19 protein-coding genes are annotated in these 19392 nt (G+C 64.6%); 8 read left to right on the top strand and 11 right to left on the bottom strand.

Annotation, left to right across the window (positions count from 1 at the left end):
• Positions 1-4: 4 nt before the first annotated feature.
• The 5 genes from JST30_10530 to JST30_10510 all read right to left on the bottom strand — a co-directional run bounded on the left by JST30_10530 (position 5) and on the right by JST30_10510 (position 4964).
• On the bottom strand, positions 5-1510 hold the full coding sequence (locus tag JST30_10530) for a hypothetical protein (GenBank protein ID MBS1714758.1): 1506 nt from the start codon (positions 1508-1510) through the stop codon (positions 5-7).
• Positions 1511-2056: 546 nt separating this feature from the next.
• On the bottom strand, positions 2057-2479 hold the full coding sequence (locus JST30_10525) for a hypothetical protein (GenBank protein MBS1714757.1): 423 nt from the start codon (positions 2477-2479) through the stop codon (positions 2057-2059).
• Positions 2480-2543: 64 nt separating this feature from the next.
• Positions 2544-4091 carry a hypothetical protein gene (locus JST30_10520; GenBank protein MBS1714756.1) on the bottom strand — a complete coding sequence of 516 codons (1548 nt, stop codon included), beginning with the start codon at positions 4089-4091 and terminating at the stop codon, positions 2544-2546.
• Positions 4088-4396, bottom strand: coding sequence for a hypothetical protein (locus JST30_10515; GenBank protein MBS1714755.1), 309 nt, complete (start codon positions 4394-4396; stop codon positions 4088-4090). Before JST30_10515 ends, JST30_10520 begins: the two co-directional genes overlap by 4 nt.
• 4 nt (positions 4397-4400) lie before the next feature.
• On the bottom strand, positions 4401-4964 hold the full coding sequence (locus JST30_10510) for a sigma-70 family RNA polymerase sigma factor (GenBank protein MBS1714754.1): 564 nt from the start codon (positions 4962-4964) through the stop codon (positions 4401-4403).
• Between the two features lie 77 nt (positions 4965-5041).
• On the opposite strand from JST30_10510, the gene JST30_10505 reads away from it, so the two are divergent.
• Both JST30_10505 and JST30_10500 read left to right on the top strand, forming a co-directional pair.
• Positions 5042-6577 carry a hypothetical protein gene (locus JST30_10505; GenBank protein MBS1714753.1) on the top strand — a complete coding sequence of 512 codons (1536 nt, stop codon included), beginning with the start codon at positions 5042-5044 and terminating at the stop codon, positions 6575-6577.
• 35 nt (positions 6578-6612) lie between these two features.
• On the top strand, positions 6613-7641 hold the full coding sequence (locus JST30_10500; protein ID MBS1714752.1) for a deoxyguanosinetriphosphate triphosphohydrolase: 1029 nt from the start codon (positions 6613-6615) through the stop codon (positions 7639-7641).
• A gap of 3 nt (positions 7642-7644) precedes the next feature.
• On the opposite strand, the gene JST30_10495 is transcribed toward JST30_10500, so the two are convergent.
• Both JST30_10495 and JST30_10490 read right to left on the bottom strand, forming a co-directional pair.
• Positions 7645-8094, bottom strand: coding sequence for a nuclear transport factor 2 family protein (locus tag JST30_10495; protein MBS1714751.1), 450 nt, complete (start codon positions 8092-8094; stop codon positions 7645-7647).
• Positions 8095-8132: 38 nt separating this feature from the next.
• Positions 8133-9953 (bottom strand): M20/M25/M40 family metallo-hydrolase, encoded by a 1821-nt coding sequence (locus tag JST30_10490; protein MBS1714750.1) that lies wholly within the window; start codon positions 9951-9953, stop codon positions 8133-8135.
• Positions 9954-10493: 540 nt separating this feature from the next.
• Between JST30_10490 and JST30_10485 the strand changes: the two genes are divergently transcribed.
• Complete coding sequence (locus tag JST30_10485; protein ID MBS1714749.1) at positions 10494-10841, top strand: hypothetical protein; 348 nt, start codon at positions 10494-10496, stop codon at positions 10839-10841.
• Positions 10842-10961: 120 nt separating this feature from the next.
• Positions 10962-11825 (top strand): hypothetical protein, encoded by an 864-nt coding sequence (locus tag JST30_10480; protein ID MBS1714748.1) that lies wholly within the window; start codon positions 10962-10964, stop codon positions 11823-11825.
• Positions 11826-11955: 130 nt separating this feature from the next.
• On the opposite strand, the gene JST30_10475 is transcribed toward JST30_10480, so the two are convergent.
• Positions 11956-12465, bottom strand: coding sequence for a hypothetical protein (locus JST30_10475; GenBank protein ID MBS1714747.1), 510 nt, complete (start codon positions 12463-12465; stop codon positions 11956-11958).
• 42 nt (positions 12466-12507) lie between these two features.
• Here JST30_10475 and JST30_10470 point away from each other — a divergent pair, with 42 nt between their 5' ends.
• The 3 genes from JST30_10470 (at position 12508) to JST30_10460 (ending at position 14674) form a co-directional block, all read left to right on the top strand.
• Positions 12508-13530, top strand: coding sequence for an ABC transporter permease (locus tag JST30_10470; GenBank protein ID MBS1714746.1), 1023 nt, complete (start codon positions 12508-12510; stop codon positions 13528-13530).
• Positions 13531-13772: 242 nt separating this feature from the next.
• Complete coding sequence (locus JST30_10465) at positions 13773-14111, top strand: cupin domain-containing protein (GenBank protein ID MBS1714745.1); 339 nt, start codon at positions 13773-13775, stop codon at positions 14109-14111.
• Positions 14112-14185: 74 nt separating this feature from the next.
• Positions 14186-14674: a hypothetical protein gene (locus JST30_10460; GenBank protein ID MBS1714744.1), complete on the top strand. Its 489-nt coding sequence runs from the start codon at positions 14186-14188 to the stop codon at positions 14672-14674.
• Between the two features lie 6 nt (positions 14675-14680).
• On the opposite strand, the gene JST30_10455 is transcribed toward JST30_10460, so the two are convergent.
• Complete coding sequence (locus JST30_10455; GenBank protein ID MBS1714743.1) at positions 14681-16180, bottom strand: carboxypeptidase M32; 1500 nt, start codon at positions 16178-16180, stop codon at positions 14681-14683.
• A 64-nt stretch (positions 16181-16244) separates the two neighbouring features.
• Between JST30_10455 and JST30_10450 the strand changes: the two genes are divergently transcribed.
• Positions 16245-17423, top strand: coding sequence for a TlpA family protein disulfide reductase (locus JST30_10450; protein MBS1714742.1), 1179 nt, complete (start codon positions 16245-16247; stop codon positions 17421-17423).
• Here the strand turns inward: JST30_10450 and JST30_10445 are convergent.
• Entirely contained in the window at positions 17420-18031 is a 612-nt protein-coding gene (locus JST30_10445; GenBank protein MBS1714741.1) for an HD domain-containing protein, read from the bottom strand. The genes JST30_10450 and JST30_10445 overlap by 4 nt on opposite strands.
• The gene (locus JST30_10440; GenBank protein ID MBS1714740.1) at positions 18028-19368 is read right to left on the bottom strand and encodes an L-seryl-tRNA(Sec) selenium transferase; all 1341 of its coding nucleotides are present in this window, start codon (positions 19366-19368) and stop codon (positions 18028-18030) included. Before JST30_10440 ends, JST30_10445 begins: the two co-directional genes overlap by 4 nt.
• Positions 19369-19392 lie beyond the last annotated feature (24 nt).

The raw sequence follows: 19392 nt of genomic DNA, 5'->3' as shown, positions 1-19392 counted from the left end.
GCGGTCACTCTTCCGGAACGGCGTGCCAGACGGCCTGGTCGAACTCGGCGCACCAACCGGCCGATGCGGCGGGGCCGACCGTCGAGACCCGGACCCTGGACCGCACCTCCCCGAACGGGCCGACGTACCGCGCCAGGTCGCCCTTGGCCACGCACTCCTGTAAGGCGAAGCCCGTGCCGAGCGTGCCCGTCGAAAGGTCGCGGGGGTCATAGGCGAGCGCGTCCCGGTCCCAAAAGTCGAGCCGCAGCGTGTAGGCGCCGGCGTTCGCGCTCCGCGCCGTCACCGAGAGCCAGAGGTTCATGGGGAAGGACGGCAGCGTCCCGTCGAGCTGGACCGTGACGGGGGCCGCGTCCTGGTTCGGCACGAGGAACCTGCAGACCTTGAGCGCGTCGCCGTCGAGGGCGGCCAGGCTCGATGCGTCCCCCGCCGCTTTCTTGCCGAGCAGCACCGTCGCCGTGCCCGGTGCGACCGTGGCGTCGACCGGGGTCAGCTTAAAGGCGGTCCAGCGCGTCTTGCCCGGCTGGTATTCGAAGATGCCCTGCCCGACGACCTGGCCCTTGTTGTTCATGCCGAAGGGGCGGACCTGGCTCCAGCCCGGCATGCCGCCCGCGAGCGCGCGCAGGTCGTAGAGGCCTTTGCGCTCGCACCAGAGGAAGGGCGAGTCGTATTTGCCGTTGCCGCCGGCAAGGAGCGCCACCTGGCCCAGGTCGTTGACGTCCCAGCCCGTCGTACTGCTGTAGCCGGCGGGGACGCCGAGGGAGATAGCCTCTCCTCCGCGCCAAAGGACCGCGCGGGAACCCGAACCGATCCAGGACTCTCCCGTGGCCCAACTATCGCGGTTGATCCCGAGGGCCATGTCCATTACGAAGTCCGTCGGCAAGCTGGGAAGGCGGATCGCCTCTCCGGCGGTCCATAGGAGCGCGTAATCATAGTAGGGTAGCGCTCGACCCGTTCCCGCGACCGCGCCGTCGTTGTTGATGGAATACGCGTTGGTCGTGGAATACTGATCATCCCAGGCGTGCAAGTCGAGGAAGACGTTGTCCTTCCAGGTGAACGCATGACTGACGGCCCAGGCGTCCCTCGCCCATCCGCAAACCGTGCCGCTGTCGTTCAGGCCCGTGGCCGCAGATGACTGATAGAAGCCTTCCAAGAGCCCCATGTCCACGAACGTGCCGCTTTGGGTGCAGAACGCATGGATCTCGTCATCGCTTGGGTCGAACGTCCCGCACACGTCCCCATGACCGTTGATCGCCGCGATCGTGCCTTCCCGCATCGGAGGCATGTCGACACCGTAAGACGTCCCGTCGGGCCGCCATATCCGAGGGAACTGAAGCCCACTGGGAAAGGTCGCTTCGCCTGCAGCGTACCCGCGGTCGTTGATGGCCTTGGCGTCCGATCCACCAGAAGGCAGGGAGTGCTCATAGCGGAGCTCCGTTAGAGTGAAGGCAATAGAACCGTGAGCAACGGGACTCCCAAGTCCCATAGCGGCCAACGCAGCAGCTCGAAACATTTCTTCAGTGTACAGGACGTCCAGCTCTCGTTGTCCAGGTTCAAACCGTCGATCAAGGCGCGGTTTGAGCCACGACCAGCGAGCTTTGAGGCCTGACTTATTTGCTCTGGACCACAGTTTTGGGGTCCTGGACCACAGTTTTGAGGTCCTGGACCACGGTCTTAAGGTCCTGAAGCACGGTTTTGAGGTCCTGAAGCACGAATAAAGGGTCCTGAAGCACGGTTTTGGGGTCCTGAGGCACGAATAAAGGGTCCTGAAGCACGGTTTTGAGGTCCTGGACGAGGAGAACCCTACGGGAGGCGCAGTCTCGAAGTGCGGGAGTCCGGTCGATCAGGGCACGATGACCGCCCATAGCTGTCCGACCGTCCCCAGCGCGTGGACCTCCATTCCCGATCCCTTCCTCGTCTTCGCGGCACGGACGTCCGTTCCAGACGAGGAGAGTCTGCGGCCCCCCCCTTTCTCGCGTGGAGCCCTTGGGACGTCGGCCCGCAATCGCTCCTTAGGGTCCGGTTCGAATTCGGCTGAAGCGGTCCGGGGCGCAGCGCCTCATGATCCGACCAAGCTTGAGCTGAGAAGGCCGGACTCCCGGATCGGGCGGAACAGCGTGTCGAACAACTCCAGAACTTGTCCTTCGACCTCTCGACCCAGCGGACTGTCTTCGACTTCGATGGCGATGTGTCCATAGCGTAGCCTGGACAAGTCGAAGCCGGCAGGTTCCGCCTCAAGGTAGATCCCGACACCGAGCGCTGCGATCACAGCCTTCACCCCTTCGATGTCTAAGGCTTCGCCCAGATCCATTGAGGCTACGTGGCCGATCGAACCGTCGATACCCATCACCGCCTGCACCATGCGGTCGCGCCGGTCGAGAGCTTCTCGGTGCGATCTGCCGCATTGCACCAACAACAGCGTGCAGTCACGGGCGACCTTTACGACGCAATCGCTTAAGAAGAAGGCCTCGAGCCGATGCACTTGCCAAGGTTACTTTCCTCAAGGGGTCCAGCGGCGCTGCAGACGAGGTCGTGACTCCGGATCCCTATTGCGGCTGGGCCAGGTGGTAGCTCGGCTCGTTCTCCAAGATCTGGGAGAGCCCTTGGGCCAGGCCTTTGTCCACCACGATGCAGAGCGGGGTCGCGAGGACGGCCAGCCCTAGGCATCCGACCGCGACGACCGAACCGAACGTCTTGACCGCGATCGGCAAGACCTTCGTCGCTGGGAACATGTAGAAGAACCCCCAGGCCGGGGCGGCGACGACCACCAGGCTTAGGCCGAGCATGGCCAGATAGAGCGGTTGACGTCCGGCCGGGCCGTCGACGCTGGGGATCGACGCTGCCTGACCAAGCAGGGTTCCGGGCACGGACGTATAGACGAGGTAGGACGCCAGCGCCAAAGTCACGAAGACGGCGAGGAACGCGATCGTGCCGCCGAAGACGACGCCGAGGCCCCTGGGGTCGCCCGGTCGGAAGCGGTAGGGGTGGATGCGGAAGGCGACGATGGCGACGAAGCTCCATAGCGCGACGACGACGAGGCCGGTGACGATGTAGGTCAGCATCGCGACGGCGGCACCGGTGAAGAGCGCCCAATCGGTGTTGAGGAACCGGACGAGCCCCGGCTTCCTTTCGACGAGGTGGGCGGCGAGGGCGGTGACGAGTCCTCCAAGGCCGACCATGAGCAGGATCCCGGGAAGGTTGACGGTCGTCGCGGCGCCGCGCATCAACGCGCCCGTCGAACCGGCCGCATCGTCGCGGCTGGGGACGAGCGCGGCCCAGGCTTCGTTGAGGGCGATCTGGGACGCCATCTCCCTTTGGACGTCGGGGCGGTCGACGAAGAGATCGAGGAACGCTCCCTTCGCCTCTTCGACGGTGCGCGGGCTCTCCATGCCGACGACCGAGCCGATGGCGGCGAACCGGGTGATCTGGACGCCGCAGTAGGCTCCGGCGAGGGACCGTGCCCCGGAACGGATGAGCGAACCGTTGCGGACGTCGTCGGCTCGGGCCTCTTTGGGTTCGCGCGCGTTGACGAGCATGGCGCGGCTGTGGAGGACGGTCCGTTCGGCCGCGGTCGGGCTACGGAGCGACGCGGCGAGGGCGTAGTGCCAGGCGAAGTCGGCGCCGTCTTTCAGGGCGAGGGTGTCGACGAGCTGTCGGAGCCGTTCGCTCTGATGGTCGTCCCACCGTCGCGATCCGGCCGCTCGCTGCCACTCCCGGAGGCTGCTGTCGACGGGCCGTCCGTCGCGCTTGGCGAGGTCGTAGAGGAAGATGGACTTCATCTGTCGCCAGAAGGCGTTGTCGGGTTCGGCGCGGGCGCCTTGGTCGGCGATCTCGGAGAGGAGGAGCAGGCGGTTGGTGTCGCTGCGTTCGGAGGCGGCGGCCCCGCGCTCCATCCAGAGTCCGGCTTCGGTGAGCCGCAACGGCCTGGCCCCGTCGCCTTGGACCTGGGCGACGGCGTTACGGACGACTTGCAGTTCGGCGTCGCCCCGCCGGAGGACGCCGGCAAAGAGATAGGGTCGGGACCGGGGGTGAAGGGCGAGGACGAGCAGGGCGCCGAGGACGGCTCCGGCCAGGGCCCTCCAGGTCGCGCTCATCTCGCCGTGGCGCGCGTTCCGGGATCGATGAAGTCTTGCAGGCTCGGATCGTTGGGGGCGGTCTTCGCTTCTTGCCCTCGGACGTCGACCGGCCTCTGTTCCGGCATGAAGTACAGCATCTCGACGGCGGAGAGGGCGGCGAGGCCTGCGACCGCGGCGCCGACGATGGCCGGAAGCCAGAACCGCAACGACCTTGCCCCTCGGTCGAGTTTGACCCTTCGGAGGGTCTGACCGACGAACGCGTCGCCCGCTTCGGTATCGAGCGAGGCTTCGCGCAGAAGGCCGGAAAGGCTCTGGTCGTCCATCACGTCAGGCGGTCTCCTGCATCGCCTCCAGCCAGGCGGCGCGGAACTTTTCGCGTGCGGTGTGGAGCCGTGAGCGCACCGTCCCGAGCGGGACGTGCATGGCTTCGGCCAGTTCTTCGTAGCTGAGCTGTTCCATTTCGCGCAGGACGAGGGTGGCGCGGAGGTCGGGGGAGAGTTTGGAGAGCACGATCTCGACCACGAGGCGGGTTTCGATGCCGGGCGCTTCGGACGGAGTCGACCGCTCGACGATGCCGGGCTCGACGCGCCGTGACCGGAGCCGGTCCATGCAGAGTCGGACGCAGATGCGATAGATGTAGCTGGCGAAGGCGCGGTCGTCGCGCAGGCTCTTGATCTCGCGGAAGGACTTGACGAAGGCGTCTTGCGAGATGTCCTCGGCTTCGTGCTTGTCGCGGAGGATGTTCGTGGCGACCCGGACCAAACGCTGTCGGTGCTTGGAGACCAAGGCCGTCATCGCGCTTTCGTCGCCGCGGCGGCATCGGGCGACCCAATAAGAGTCTTCGCTAAGGAGACCAGCGTCGACTTGACCGAAAACTTGAGACTCCGCCATAGGACCGTATCCCACCAGTATGACATATGACGCGCCCCTGAAACGTTAAGTTCGTTGAGTAGACTGAGATCCTGTCAATGGTTCCGGGACACTTCCTTCCGCCGATCCTGGTCCCGGCCCAAGCCCTCCCCCAGGTTCAACACACGGTACGGGGAACGCTCAAACTGAGCTTCCTCGAGGGCGAATACGACCCGGTCACGGGCGAAACCGTCCTCAGCGGCGACGTGACCGCCACCTACGATCCGACGAGCGTCCGTTGCGACGAGCTCCGTCTCGATCCGGGCAAGTCCGAAGGCACGGCCCGTGGCAACGTCCTTCTCACCGACCCCGAAGGCCGGGTCGTCTGCTCCCGCATCACGTTCAACTGGGAGGCGAAGACGGGAGAAGCCGACGACGTCGAACTGACGGCGGACAACGTCAACATCAAAGCCCAGCGAATGTCCGTGCGCCCGGGCAAGTGGGAGATCTTCAACGCCCGGGGTTCGCTCTCGGAAAGCGGGAAGAGCCCGGTCGCCTTCCTCGCCGAGTCCGTTTCGATCACTCCCGGCGGCGGAGGCGTCGCCCGCAACGTCTACCTTCTCGTCGCCGGCACGAAACTTGGACCGGTCCCGCGCTTGGCGTTCTCCTTGAATCGCCGCATCAAGGGTTTCGGACTTCCCAGTTTCGCGAACCGACGGGACAAAGGGTTCGGCATTTCCTGGGCGGGCGGCGTGCCCGTCGGGTCGCACGGCGTGTTCAGCACGTTCTGGGAGACCTTTCCCCGTCGCGAACCTGGCTTCGGTCTTCAGTACGCGTTCAGCCCTCTGTCCCAAGACGCGACGACTTTGATCTCTCCCAGCGGCGACCTGGGCGAGCGCGCTTCGAACGGGTGGTTCGATTCCGTCGACGTCCGGACTCCCGACGACGAACAGTCCGACCTTCGCGACCCCCGTCGGTCGTTCGCGGTGGGATCGTTCTGGAACCAGTCCACCCAGGCCCGGCCGGCGGATTCGGAGAACGTGAGCAAACGGATCGACCTCGTCGCTGAAACGGGCGGGCCGCTCATGGGAATGGGCGCGATCGGATCGGTCCGTCTTCAAAGCCTGCGACTGAACGGCGAGAGCCCTTGGAAGGAACGGGCGACCCTCCAAGGATCGCTCTTGGCACCGCCGAAGACCTTGGCGAAGAACCTGGGCACGCACGTCCGGTTGGACGCGTTCGGATCGGCGTCGAAAGACGGCGTCTACGGATGGGCCAGGGCCGAGGCGGGCGTGGTCTACCGGCCGAGCCCGGCGCTCAGCTTCGGCGCGGCCTATGTCATGGGCGGCGACGCCGGCAACGCACCGTTCCCCTTCGATCCGCTCGTCTCCGACCGCGCGCTCCACGCCCGCATGGACTTCAAGTCGGGACCCTACACGTTCCGCTATCTCGCGAAGTACGACGTCGACCTGCACAAGTGGTACGACCGTGAATACGAGATCGCGTTGGTCGCCAAGGAGTTCGAGCCCTTCATCGCGTACCGACAGTTCCCGAGCGAGACCCGTATCGGCATCCGATTCCGGATCGACAATCTTCGCGACCGGCTGATGCGACGGAACCAGCAGCGCGGCACGGCCCGCAAACCGGGTCCCTGACGACTTCCCCTCTCCGGCCCCGTCTCAACCTTCGGATGGAAGACGGTGTCCGTAAGGCGATCGAACGGCGCGAAGACGAATCCTTGTCCCGATACGCCCAACGCTCGGCGGCGGGCGCGGGCCGGACAAAGCCCGAAGAGCCGGATCCCTTACGCACCTGCTATATGCGGGACCGCGACCGGATCCTGCACTCCAAACCGTTCCGGCGGCTGAAGTACAAGACGCAGGTCTTCATCGCGCCCGTCGGCGACCATTACCGCACGCGGTTGACGCACACGTTGGAAGTCGCGCAGGTCGCCCGGACGATCGGCCGCGCGCTGCGGCTGAACGAAGACCTGATCGAAGCCATCGCCTTGGGGCACGACACGGGCCACACGCCCTTTGGCCACGCGGGCGAGGAAGCCCTCGACCGTGCGCTGAAACGGTCGGTCGGCGACGACGCCCGCTTCCGTCACTACGAACAAAGCCTCCGCGTCCTCGAAGTGCTCACGGGTCTGAACTTGACGGAAGAGGTCAAGTCCGGGATCGGAGGCCACAGCAAGGGCCGGGCCGACCTCAGCTCCCACGACGGCGAACCGACGAGCACGCTCGAAGCGGCCGTCGTCCGGATTTCGGACCGGATCGCGTACCTCAACCACGACCTCGACGACGCCTTACGCAGCGGGATCGTCCGTTCGATCCCGGACGAGTTCACGTCGATCGGGGCGACGCACGGACGCCGCGTCGGAGCGATGGTCGCGGACGTGGTCGAACACAGCCTCGACCAGCCCGCCATCGCCCTCTCGCCCCGGATGCTGTCGGCGATGAACGCCTTGAAGGAGTGGCTCTACGACCACGTGTACCTTCGCTATCCGACCGTCAATCCCGATACGTTGAAGGCACAGGGGGTGGTCCAGGCCCTGTTCTCGTACTACGTCGAGGACGGGATGTTGCCGGACGGTTACCTCGGCGTGCAAGGCGCGGTCGACTACGTCAGCGGCATGACCGACCGCTTCGCGATCGGCTCGTACGAACGGCTTTTCGTCCCGCGAGGTTTCGACGAGACGCTGAAAACCGTCCCGTGACGGTCATTCGTCGAGCGAGTGGGTCTGCACGAACAGCCACTTGCCGTCGCGCAAGGCCATCGTCTCGACGAACCTCATCTTCATCGCCCTCGGCTGCCACTTCCCGTCCGTTTTGACCTTGGCCTTCACGTCCATGGTCACCCAGGCCGTAATCTCGTTCCCGGATCGGTAAGCCTCCGTGACGATGAACTTGGCGTCGACGTCGCGGAAGGTCGGACACATCTGCTTCATCATCGCGACGGTGTCGGCCTTCGTGACGGTCTTGCCATCAAGCCCCACGGCGTAGTAGTCCGGCGCCAATAGGGCTGACATGCCAGTCACGTCGCCTCGCTCCATGAGCCTTGCGAACTTGGCGTAGACCCTTTTCGCGATGCCCTCCGCGTCCTGGGCGTGTGCGGTGAATGGCAACGTTGCGGCCAGCACGAAGGCGGCCACTTTCACGATCGTTCTCATTGACGGCTCCAAAGTTAAAGATACCTTTTAGGAAACCATTAAGGGACGCGCTTCAAAGCGATCGTCTTCGCCCGTGGCCAGCCGGCTGGCGGCAAGGAGTCCGCCGTGTCCGTGGTCGCCACGAGTTGGCCTTTGTCGAACACTTGCAGCCGTACGACGGCCCTGGTCTCCGCCGTCAGCGAACTTCGAGGCACGAGCGCCTGGAACGGCACCCGGTTCCCCACCGCCGGATGTTCGGACTTGGCAAGGACCGTGGCCTTCGCGTCCGCCCTCGCCGTGTCCTCGACCGTCACGCGCAGCACCGAGCCGGCCGGGAACGACCCCTCCGCCAACGTCGCGTAACCGGAGACGCGGACGTCCTTGGGCGCCACGAACGGGTGCCGCTCGAACTTCGGCCGCGCCGCATCGGAAGCGAGCCGCTGGACGGTCAGGTAGATCCATTTCGTCACGTTAAGGGCCTTGGCGTAGTTCACTTTGTCGGGCGTGTCGCCCGTCCGGTGGTAGTCCTCGTGCTCGCCCGTGAAGACTTTGACCGTCGGGACGCCGCGGAAAACGAAGTTGCGCGTGTCGCTGCGTTCCGTGCGGTCTTCCTTGTCTTGGCGCAGGTCGAGTCCGACGTACCGGTTCGCGTCGACCAGGATCCGTTCGAAGTCCGGAGAGTTCAGGTTGACGATCCCGGGGTAGACCGCCCGCGTGTTGAATTCCGGGATGTCAGGCCCCGAGTTCTCGTTCCGTCCGACCATGTCCATGTTCACGTAGGCGACCGTGTCCTTGATGGGCATGTGCGGCTTCTCGGAGTAGTTCAGCGAACCCCACGTCCCGCGCTCCTCCATCGACCACAGCGCGACCACGACGGTGCGCTTCGGCTTGACCGGGTTCTTCAACAAGGCGCGCGTGAGGAGGAGGGCGGCCGTCGATCCGGACGCGTTGTCGTCGGCCCCATAACGGACGCCGTCGCTGCTCACGCCCATGTGGTCGAGGTGGGCACCCACCAGGACGCATTCGCCCTTTAATTTCGGATCCGAACCGGGCACTTTCGCGACGACGTTCACCGTGTCTTGTCCTGTCTTGGTGACCGCGACCTTGACTTCGAGTTCTTCCGAGAGCTCGATGGCCGCCGAACCTTGCTCCTCTTGGAGGTAGCCCTTCGCACCGGACCGTTGGGCCAGCTCGGCCGCCGATTTGGGCGACAGCAGGAAGCCGGGGAGCGGTCCGCGCCGCGGGTCTTCCGCGCCGGGCACGTGTTGGGCCGAGTTCCTGGCGTCGGCCCGTCCGGCACGAGGGGTCAGGACCCCCAACGCTCCGAGTCCGAGCACGGCGTTCGCCGTCTTGTCCCGGATCTCAGGGTTCCGGGACGCGGTCGGCGACAGGACGATCATCGCGCCGCGCACTTGAGCCCAATCCAGTCCGGACGCCCCTCCCGAGGCCGGACCGCTGACAAAGGCCAGCCGGAAACGGCGGGACCCGGAATCGAACGCTCCGGTCTGGAAGTCGACGCCATAAGGGACGCTCCACTTTCCGTCCGCACTGGACAGCCCGGTCTGTTCGGGCACCGCCGTCGTCGTTTCGAGCGTCAACCGCTGGAAATACGAACCGTTCTCGCCTGCAGGCAAAGCGCCCATCTCGCGGAACATCTGCGCGCACGCCCCCGCCGCCAACTGGAAGTCGGCCGTCAGGGCGTTCCGACCGAGAAAGTCCGGTCCGGCCAAGAAGCCTAGGATGGAGCGGGCGTCGCGCTCCTGGATCGACTCGAACCCGGTCTTCCACGGGGAGGGGACAGGCGCCGCCCCCGGATATTGGGCCCAAACGGGCAGGCTCAAGCCCGCGACGACGACAAGGAGGGCACGGCGCGAAGTCATTCGGAACATCTTGGCCGACTTTCGACCGTCGGTTCGTCCCTCTGCGCGGCCGGAAAGCTCAAGACCCCTTCCCCTTCTCCTCGTCGGACAAAGAAGCGGAAGGGGTCGGACGGTCACGCCGCGAGGCTCAGGCCGCCCTCGCCGCCCGCTGAGGGGAGGTCTCGAGCACTCCGACCTAGTTTTCAACGGTCATTGAAAGGAAGGACTGGTGCGTGGACACCGTTGCCAGACCGGGCAACGTGTTGCTTTGTAAACTAAGCAAGAGGCTTACACGGTGCTTAGACTCCAATCGGAGGATCTTGGGGATCTTCAGATAGCAAGGGACGCAGGTTCACGCCAAGCAAAGCACCTGAAACGTATGAGGCACCCACACATCGACAACGCGAGGGTTCCCTTAGAAGCTCAGCAAGGATTGGAGCAGCACTGCAGTTCCGCCCGATCCTTTCTTCGCGCGCCAGCGGCTACATTTGGCTATGCTAGAATTCCACCGGCGCGCAGATGGCGACGGAAGAGGAAAAGGGTCTTTTGTTCAACTTGGCGATGCGGAGGCATCGGCGCGCCGCCTATGAGAAGGCGGCAGTGCTCGTTATCCTGGTCGCCTCTAGCACCGTTTCGGCAATGCAAGTCAGCCCGAAATTAGGCCCGATCCTCGCAGCTTTCAACCTCGGCACCTTTTCGATCTCAGTGGTTCCTTTCTGTTACTTGGCTCCCCTGATCATCAGGCACGTCCGGAAGATCCTGGACTACCGAGATCAGATCTCTCAGATTCCGAACATGCCCGCCAAGGTTCTGGCCGGGCTCAACGAAAAGGCGTTGAAAGACATGGACGGCCTGGACGGGGCAGGTTCCTGGAAACCGTTGATGTCGATGGGCCGCGGAGGCAAATAGGTCTAGGAAGCAGTGATCATGGACGAGAAGAATTCTGTGGTAGAGGAAGTTGTCGCGAGACAAGAAAGGCGTCAACGGGCCCAATCCATTGTGGCACTTGGGTTTGGCACACTCTTGGTAATGGCCATTGCGACTGCTCTCGGATCGTTCGCCTTCATCGGCCGACAAGCTGAGCAAGCTATCTCCCACCTTCATCAGACACAAGACCAACTTAAGGCGTCGAAGCAGCAGCTTGAGGAGTCAAGGCAGAAGCTTCGGGCGCTACAATTGCAACTCGAAGACTGGGACCGCAGAGCTTCTTGGTCGAAGTACAAGGCCGAGCAGTTCGGCCGCACGGCAGAGGCCTTCAATCTCCTAGCTAGGCAAGACCTGAATCAGGTGGGTACCGTCCTTTCCCGGTTCTCCAACAAGCGAGACATAACCGGTGACGAGGCGAAAGCGCTCGTGAAGGATGCAGCAGACGTCTGGGGTCGCCTGAGCGGGATCAATGACGATAACAACGATGGTGCCAATCGATGGGTCCTTGAGACCACTGCCGACCTGGATCTGTCGCCCGTTCATCGCCAACAGGCGTTGGCGGCGCTAAACGCGGCGAACGTCGACAGGCGGCTGCTGACGGCCTGCAACCTGATTTACGACGCACAGGAACGTCAGATCCGGTGGAAGCCTCATCCCGACAGGTCGGCCGACGAGTTCGTTCCGCGGGGCTTCTTTGCGCATGTCCTGGCAAGAAGTGACTATCCGCTGGCGAAGCCCGGCGTCGACGTGGCCGACTTTAGCCGTGCCGCCGAGGATCTCGGACCTCGCGCCAAAGTTGAGGTGGGGGACTTCGTGATGACAGAAGGCTGGTGGGTATTCCTGTACGTCGGCACGATCGACGGAAAACCCCACGGTGTTGGCCTCTGCCCCTTGGGTGTCGTCGGGGTCGTGCTGGATCTGGATGGTCGGAACAACATCAAGACCGTCTTCCGGCTCCGTCGGTGACAGGGGACTCTGTGACAGTTCCTTTCGGCGGCGTGTGGCAGGACTCAGGTGACCGACCGCCTGGTGGCACAGGTGAATGGGGATCTCAGTGTCCGTCTCCATTTGCTGCCTCCAGACTCCGGACACCACCTCACACCGCACGCCGCCGAACCGAGTCTGGAGGCTTCGTCCGCACCGACTCACAACGCGCGGCTTCACCGGCCCGTCTAATGCGGCGTCCTTGACCCGGTCTGCAACGGTCTCGTGTCCGGCGTGATGAGGCGTGGACGCCGTTGCCAGACCGGGCCACCCGGCCGAAAACCACCTGCCGGCACATCGTTTGAACCTGAGCGGCGCGGTTTGAGAGGCGATCGTTCCTATCTAGAGCACCTTTCTCCTCTTCTGAACCACCCTCTTTCATTCCTGAAGAACCTTTTTTCATTTTTGAAGCTTCCTTTTTCATTCCTGAAGGACCTTTTTTCATTCCTGAAGCTTCTTTTTTCATTCCTGAAGAACCTTTTTTCATTTTTGAAGCTTCTTTATTCATTCCTGAAGAACCTTTTTTGCTTTCTGAAGCTTCTTTTTTCCTTTCTGAAGCATCGTTCTTCCTTTCCAGAGCTGCTCTTTGTCCGTCCCGAAGAGGAGCTTTGCCCTCGCTCACGACGAAGTTCCGCGGGCCGACCGGTATCCTGCCGGGCCAACGATGGGTCTCGCGAAGGTCGGCGCGCGCTTTCCCCAGGCCGGGCTCGTCGGCGTCATCCTCGCCGTCACGGTCGCGGTGACGGCCCTGGCCGGCTCCCACGTCGACCGGATGACCGGGCGCACGGTCAACGGTTTCCTTAACGCGGGGACGGTCTTCCAGACCCTGACCGACACGAGCTTCTTCGCCGTCCTGGCCGTAGGGATCGGCCTTGTCATCGTCACGGGCGGGATCGACCTGAGCGTCGGCTCCACCTATGCGCTCAGCGGGGTCTGGACGGCGATGGCCCTCCGCACGCTGGGCGCGCCGGGCTGGCCTCCTGGGGCGGCGGTCGCCGCCGCTTTGGTCCTTTGCCTCGCGATCGGACTCGTGTGCGGCCTGGTCAACGGCGTCCTCGTCACCAACCTCGGAGTCCATCCGTTCGTCGTGACCCTCGGCACGATGTGGATCTATCGCGGGCTGGCGTTCACGACCAGCAAGGCGGAGAGCGTCCTGATGCCGGACGCGGTCGTCGGTGCCGTCAAGTCCAGTCTCTGGCTCCGGAAGGACCTGCACCCGGTCCCGCTGCTCGTCATGGTCGCGACGGTCGTCATCGTCGGCGTCTACCTCTCACGGACCGTCGCCGGGCGCGACCTCTATGCGACGGGGGGCAACCGAGAAGCCGCCGGACTCTCCGGAATCCGCGTTCCGCGCGTCATTGTCGGGGCGCACGCGCTGTGCGGGCTCTGCGCCGGGCTGGCCGCCTTCCTCGGTGCGTCGTACTACGGTTCGGCGTCTTGTTCGGACGGTCAAGGTTACGAGCTCTATGCGATCGCGGCGGCGGTCGTCGGCGGGGTCAGCCTGCTCGGTGGCCGGGGGACGGCGTTCGGCGCCGCTCTCGGCGCGCTCTTGATCATGCTGTTCCGGCAGGGCGTCGTCACGCTCCATTGGGACTCGAAGTACGAGTGGGTGATCATCGGGTCGGCGGTCATCCTCGCTGTGAGCGTCGAGCGGTTGACGGGCAGGCGGGAAAAGGAACGGCTCTAACGCGTTTCTTGCACGTCGCGGCGTCGTGAGGGGCAATGGACAAGACTTCGACGACCCGGACCTTCCCGCAGGACGCCGTTTTCGGTGAAGACGAGCGCAGCCTCTATGAAGGGTTCCGGCCCGAGCTGGCGGCGGTCGACCCGCTCACCGGCGCGCTCCCGGACACGGGGACGCCTTGGCAGACGCTCCATCAGGGCCGTCAAGGTTCCGACCCTGACGCCCGTCAGGACTTGCAGCAAGCCATGGACGACGTGCCGCCCGCGCCCCGTCGGCTGAGCGGTCTGGACCTGCGGACGAGGAACGACGCTTTCACCGTCCTCGCGACGGGAGAGACGTGCCAGGTCGCGGTCATGACCGTCCTTCCTGGGCAAGACTCCGGCGCTTACGGAACGGAGCATCCTGGTTCGGACCAAGTCCTGACCGTCACCGCTGGGACGGGCGAGGCGGTCGTTTCGGGCGAGACCGTGGTCTTGGCCCAAGGGGACACCGTTCTCATCCGCGCGGGCGAAGACCACCAGATCCGGAACACGGGCCCATCCCCGCTCCGTACGCTCAACGTCTATTCTCCTCCGGCCTACTGAAAGCCCTCCAAGAACGACGCCACACCCGTCGTCCACGGACGTAGAAAGACGCAGGAGGAGACACTTTGGACAGCATGGAACGGCCTGCGGACGTCTGGGACGACCCGACCCCGATCGAAGACGACGACGACGACATGGAAGACGCACCGAAAGACATGGCCTCCAATTGGTTAAGCCCCATCGAGGGGGTCGAACCGGAGGAACTCGGCGTGGCGGGCGACCGCTGGCAAGCGCCCCTGAGCCCGGAAGACCGGGAAGACAACGGACAAGCCGGCCCGACCCAAGAGAACGGCGGCCTCGGCCTGGGTGACGAGGAAGGGCTCGGCCTGCACGGGCTGACGGAAGCCGGGGTCATGGGCTCGCGCGACCACGATGCGGGCGGAGCGCTCGACCGGCTCTTGCAACGAGAGACCGGCCCGCTCGACGACGTCGACGACGAGGACGAAGCCGAACGGCCGCGACGCGAGCCGGAACTCCGTCGCGACCGGTTGGACTCGATGTTGCCGCCGATGTACGCCGAGCCGAACGACCTCGACGCCGAACGCGACGACTTCGAAGAGTGACGCGCGTCAGGCCAGGGCGGGTTCGAGTCCGTAGATCGCTTCGTACTTCGCGGTGATGCCTTTGAGGTACGGCTGCGGGTCGAGGGCCCGGCCCGTGACCGACTCCATCAGCTCGGCAGGACGGAACTTGCGTCCCGCCCGGTAAACCTTCTTCTGGAGCCACTCTAAGACGGGCGCGAACTCGCCCTTCGACATCAAAGCGTCGACGTCGCCGAGGTCGGCGGCGAGTTTCTCCCAGATCTGGTAGCTGAGGAGGTTCCCCATCGAGTACGTTGGGAAGTAGCCGACCGAACCTGCACTCCAGTGGACGTCCTGGAGGCAACCCCGCGCGTCGTCCGGAGGCGTGACGCCGAGGTATTCCTCGTACTTGCTGTTCCAGAAGTCGGGAAGGTCGCGGACGGCGAGCGCACCCGTGAGGATCGCGCACTCGACCTCATAGCGGACCATGATGTGGAGGTTGTAGGTGACCTCGTCAGCTTCGACGCGGATGAGCGACGGCTGGACTTTGTTCACGGCCCGGTAGAACGTCTCCAAGTCGACGTCTGGCAGCGACGGGAACTTCGCTTTCAGGTCGGGCAGGAACTTCGACCAGAACGCGCGCGAACGTCCGACGATGTTCTCCCACGTGCGGCTTTGGCTTTCGTGGACCCCGAGCGAGACGCCTCCGGCGAGCGGGGTCATGTCCCACGCTTGCGGCGAGCCTTGCTCGTACATGCCGTGTCCGGCTTCATGGAGCGTGCCGAAAATCGCGGAGGCGAGATAGTCCTTGTAGCGCGTCGTCAACCGGACGTCGTTGACCGACCATCCTCCGCAAAACGGGTGGGCGGCGGTGTCCTGGCGTCCGCGGTCGAAGTCGAACCCGACCGCTTTCGCCAGCATTTCCGTGAACTCGGACTGCGCCTTGACGTCCCATTTCCCGTACAGGAACGCGTCGTCCGGCTGGGCGCCCCTCTCTTGGATGCGTCGGACGAGGTCGACGAGCGGCTGACGGACCGCGCCGAACATCGCGTCCCACTTCGCCTTGGTCGCGCCCTCTTCGTAGAGGTCGGTCAGGGCGTCGTAGACGTGGTCGGTATAGCCCAGGCACTCGGCCTCTTTCCGGCAGATGTCGAAGAGCCTTTCCAGGTGCGGCGCGAACGAGGCGAAATCGTTGTTCGCGCGGGCTTTGACCCAGGCCTCGTGGCCCAACGCCGCCAGTTTCGACTTTTCTTCGACGAGGCTCGACGGGATCTTCGTGGCGAGGTCGAGGTCGCGGCGCACCACGCGCATCATTGCGGTCTCGTCCTCGTCGCCTCCTTCTGCGACCGCCTTGTCGAGGAGCGCTCGGGTCTCGTCCGCCGTGAACGTCTCGTGCGCCATGCGGCTGAGGATGCTGCTGTGCTGCGCCCGAGCGTTGCCCGCTCCGTGCGGCATGTACGTCTGCTGGTCCCAGTCCATCATCGCGATCGCGGCGTTCAGCGCGTTCACGTCGGCGAGTCGGGACTTCAAGGCGGCGAGGCTGCTCATGCGGGCGAGGTTACCAAGTCCGGCCGTGCGGGGCCCGGGTGCCGGACGTCGGCCGACGCCGGCTGTGAAGCTTTCGAGGGCCGAAACCCGAAACGTCGGAGACGGGCCGTCCGTCTACACCCACATGCCGTTCGCCGCAGTGCTCTTCGCCCTTGCGGTCGCGCCGCTCGGGCTGTCCGGACAGGACGAAAAGGTCAACTCTGCCGAGGCCATGCTCGGTCGGATCGACGCTTACAAGCCGCCGGCGTACACAGAAGACAAGAGCGACGGCGAGTTCCGCTACAAGTGGCTGATCGGGTTCCTCCGCTACCTGGAGAAGCGGAACGAGTACATCTGGGAGTTCGTCAAGAACTATCCCGACCACGAGCGGGCCCGGCCCCTCATGGACGAGTGGTACCAGAACCTGGGCGGCGGCACCGTCCCTTGCACGGACGCCCGGGTGCCTAAGGCCGTCCTCGCGATCGACAGCCTGCTCGTCAACCGACCACCGGAATGGGTCGTGACGATGGGCCACTATTGGCGCGCGTACTACCGGATGAACGTGGTCTGGAACCGGTTGATCTTCCTCGACAGCGTCAAGGCACCGTCCGACGACCGCGAACGCCGGGACATGATCTTGACAGGCATGCGCCTTGCCGAGGAGTTCACCGAGCAGTACCCTCAAGACGTCCGTGGGGCCAAGCTCTACGACATCCTTGCGGAAGCGGGCAAAGACCCTGTCTCGTCGCGCGCGCTCTATGGACGACTGCTCACGAGCTATCCGGACCATCCGAGCATCGGTTTCTACAAAGGCAAGGCCCACAGGTTCGAACAGATCGGCCAACCGTTCTCGTTCGCGCTCAAGAACGCGAAAGACGACAAGGACTTGAGCGAGAAGGACTACGTGGGCAAGGTGCTGCTGCTTTTCTTCTGGAACTCACGGTTGGAACCTTGCAAGACCCAAGCTCGAGAGGTCAAGAAGATCTGGTTCCGGCACGAGCACGAAGGACTCGCCGTCATGAGCGTGGGGATGGACGACGAGGACGACAAGCAGAAGTTCCTCGACTTCGTCCACGACTACAAGCTGGACTTCAACCACGTCTTCGAGGGCGGCGGCTGGTCGAGCCCGTTCGCACTGTCGTGGGGCGTCAACGCGTTCCCGACGTGGTTCCTGATCGACCGCAAAGGCGTCCTACGGTACGTCGACGCCGACCGGGACACGGAGACGAAGGTCAAAGAACTGCTCGCCGAGAAGGCGGGTTAGCTTCGGCCGACGGGCTGGATCAAGGGCTGGACTTTCACGAGCGCGTCGACGACCTGAGGGTCGAACTGTGCGCCGGAGCACCGTTGAAGTTCCTCGAGCGCTTCGGGGTCCGTGACGTGCCGCCTCCATGGCGACCCCGTGACCAGGACGTCGAACGCCTCGGCGACACCGATGATCCGGGCGCCGAGGGGAATGTCTTCCCCTGCCAGCCCGTCCGGATAACCGGACCCGTCCCACCGTTCGTGGTGGTGTTGGATCATGGGGACGGTCGGTCTCAGCCATTCGAACGATCCGACGATCTTCAAGGCCATCAGAGCGTGGGAACGGAGTTCTTCGAGTTCGCCCTCTTCAAGATCTCCCAACTTGCGGAGGGTGGCTTGACTCACGGAGATCTTGCCGATATCGTGGAGGGCGGCCGCCCTTCGAAGGTCGAGCAGGTCGTCGAACGTCATGCCGAGTTCCTGCCCCATCGCCGTGGCATAGACCGACACCCGTTCGGAGTGCCCCCCCTCGCCTGGTTCGTGGAGGTCGAGGGCCTGGACGAGCGCGCGGACGGTGTCGTTGAACGAATCGTAGAGGTCGACGACGCCCCTGTCGTCCGTCGTCACGTCGTCAGCCCCTTCAAGATCGCACAGACGGTCTTCACTTCGTCCGATTCTGCCGTCCTCGGGTCCAGCCAGACCAGGCCCTTCTCGATCCGCCCGATCACGGACGGTCGGGACTGCCGCAACCGGGTCAGGAGGACGTCTGGAGAAGGGGAGTGTAGTCCGACCCTCCAGGTCTTGATACCGTAGCCCGGCATCGAGCCGCCGCCCATCTCCGTTTCTCCTGGCTCGACGACGGCCGGGCCCGGGTAGGCGCGCGCAAGGGCTTGCGCTTCGCGCTTGACCGTCGAGAGGCCTTTGGCAGCCGCGCGCCAGGTCGGCAAGGTCTGCGCCCTTCCCTCCTCGTAGGTTTCGAGGACATGGGACAGGGCCGCCAAAGTCAACTTGTCGACCCGGAGCGCGCGGGCCAGAGGGTGCCGGGTCATCGCTTCGACGCACGCCCGGGTGCCGAGGACGAGACCGGCCTGCGGGCCGCCCAGGAGCTTGTCGCCGCTGGAGAGGACGAGGTCGGCGCCGTCCGCGACCGCTTCGCGCAACGTCCGCTCTTTGGGAAGGCCGAATCCGGTCGTATCGACGAGACATCCGTGCCCGACGTCGTCGATCAAGATCGCGCCCCGACCATGGGCCCAGGCGGCCAGGTCCCGCGCCGAAGGCTCCTCGGTGAAGCCTACGATCCGAAAGTTGGAAGGGTGGCACCGGAGGACCGCCGCGGTCTCGTCCGACCACGCTCGCTCGTAATCGCTCAGTCGGGTCTTGTTCGTGCAACCCAGCCCGACGAGGCGGCACCCGGATTCCAGGACGACGTCCGGCATTCGGAACGATCCCCCGATCTCGACCATCTGTCCGTGCGACAGCAAGACGTCCCGCCCGGCACAGTGCGTCCTGAGGGCCAACAGGACCGCGGCGGCGCAATTGTTGACGACGAAGGCGTCTTCGGCGCCCGTCAGCGCGACGAGCCGTCTTCGGACGCTCTCGAGCCGGTCACCGCGGCCCCCGTGCTCCCAGTCCAGTTCGAGCAACACGTGGGATTCGGCCGCTTCTCGGACAGCGTCGACGGAGCCACGGTCGAACCGGGCCCGTCCGAGTCCTGTGTGAAGCACGGTCCCCGACATGTTCACGGCGGGCTGTCCGCTTGCGCGCTCGAAGCGGTCGCATAAGGATTCCGCCAAGTCGACAAGCTCGCTGAACGTCAGGGCCTTCCCTTCGGCCAGGGTCAACCTGGACCGTGCGACCGCTTCTTGGGCTGCGCGGATCCGGACTCGGGCCGGGACACCCCGCGCTTCCAGCCTGGCGGCGAGCGCGTCGACGTTCGGCAAGTGCCTCCGTGAAGTGATGTCCATGCGACCCTGCAACCGAGTTTGGCA

The sequence above is a fragment of the Armatimonadota bacterium genome (assembly GCA_018268395.1).
In the GTDB taxonomy this organism is placed as follows: domain Bacteria; phylum Armatimonadota; class Fimbriimonadia; order Fimbriimonadales; family Fimbriimonadaceae; genus JAEURO01.
This window is presented reverse-complemented; position numbering and strand designations above follow the sequence as displayed.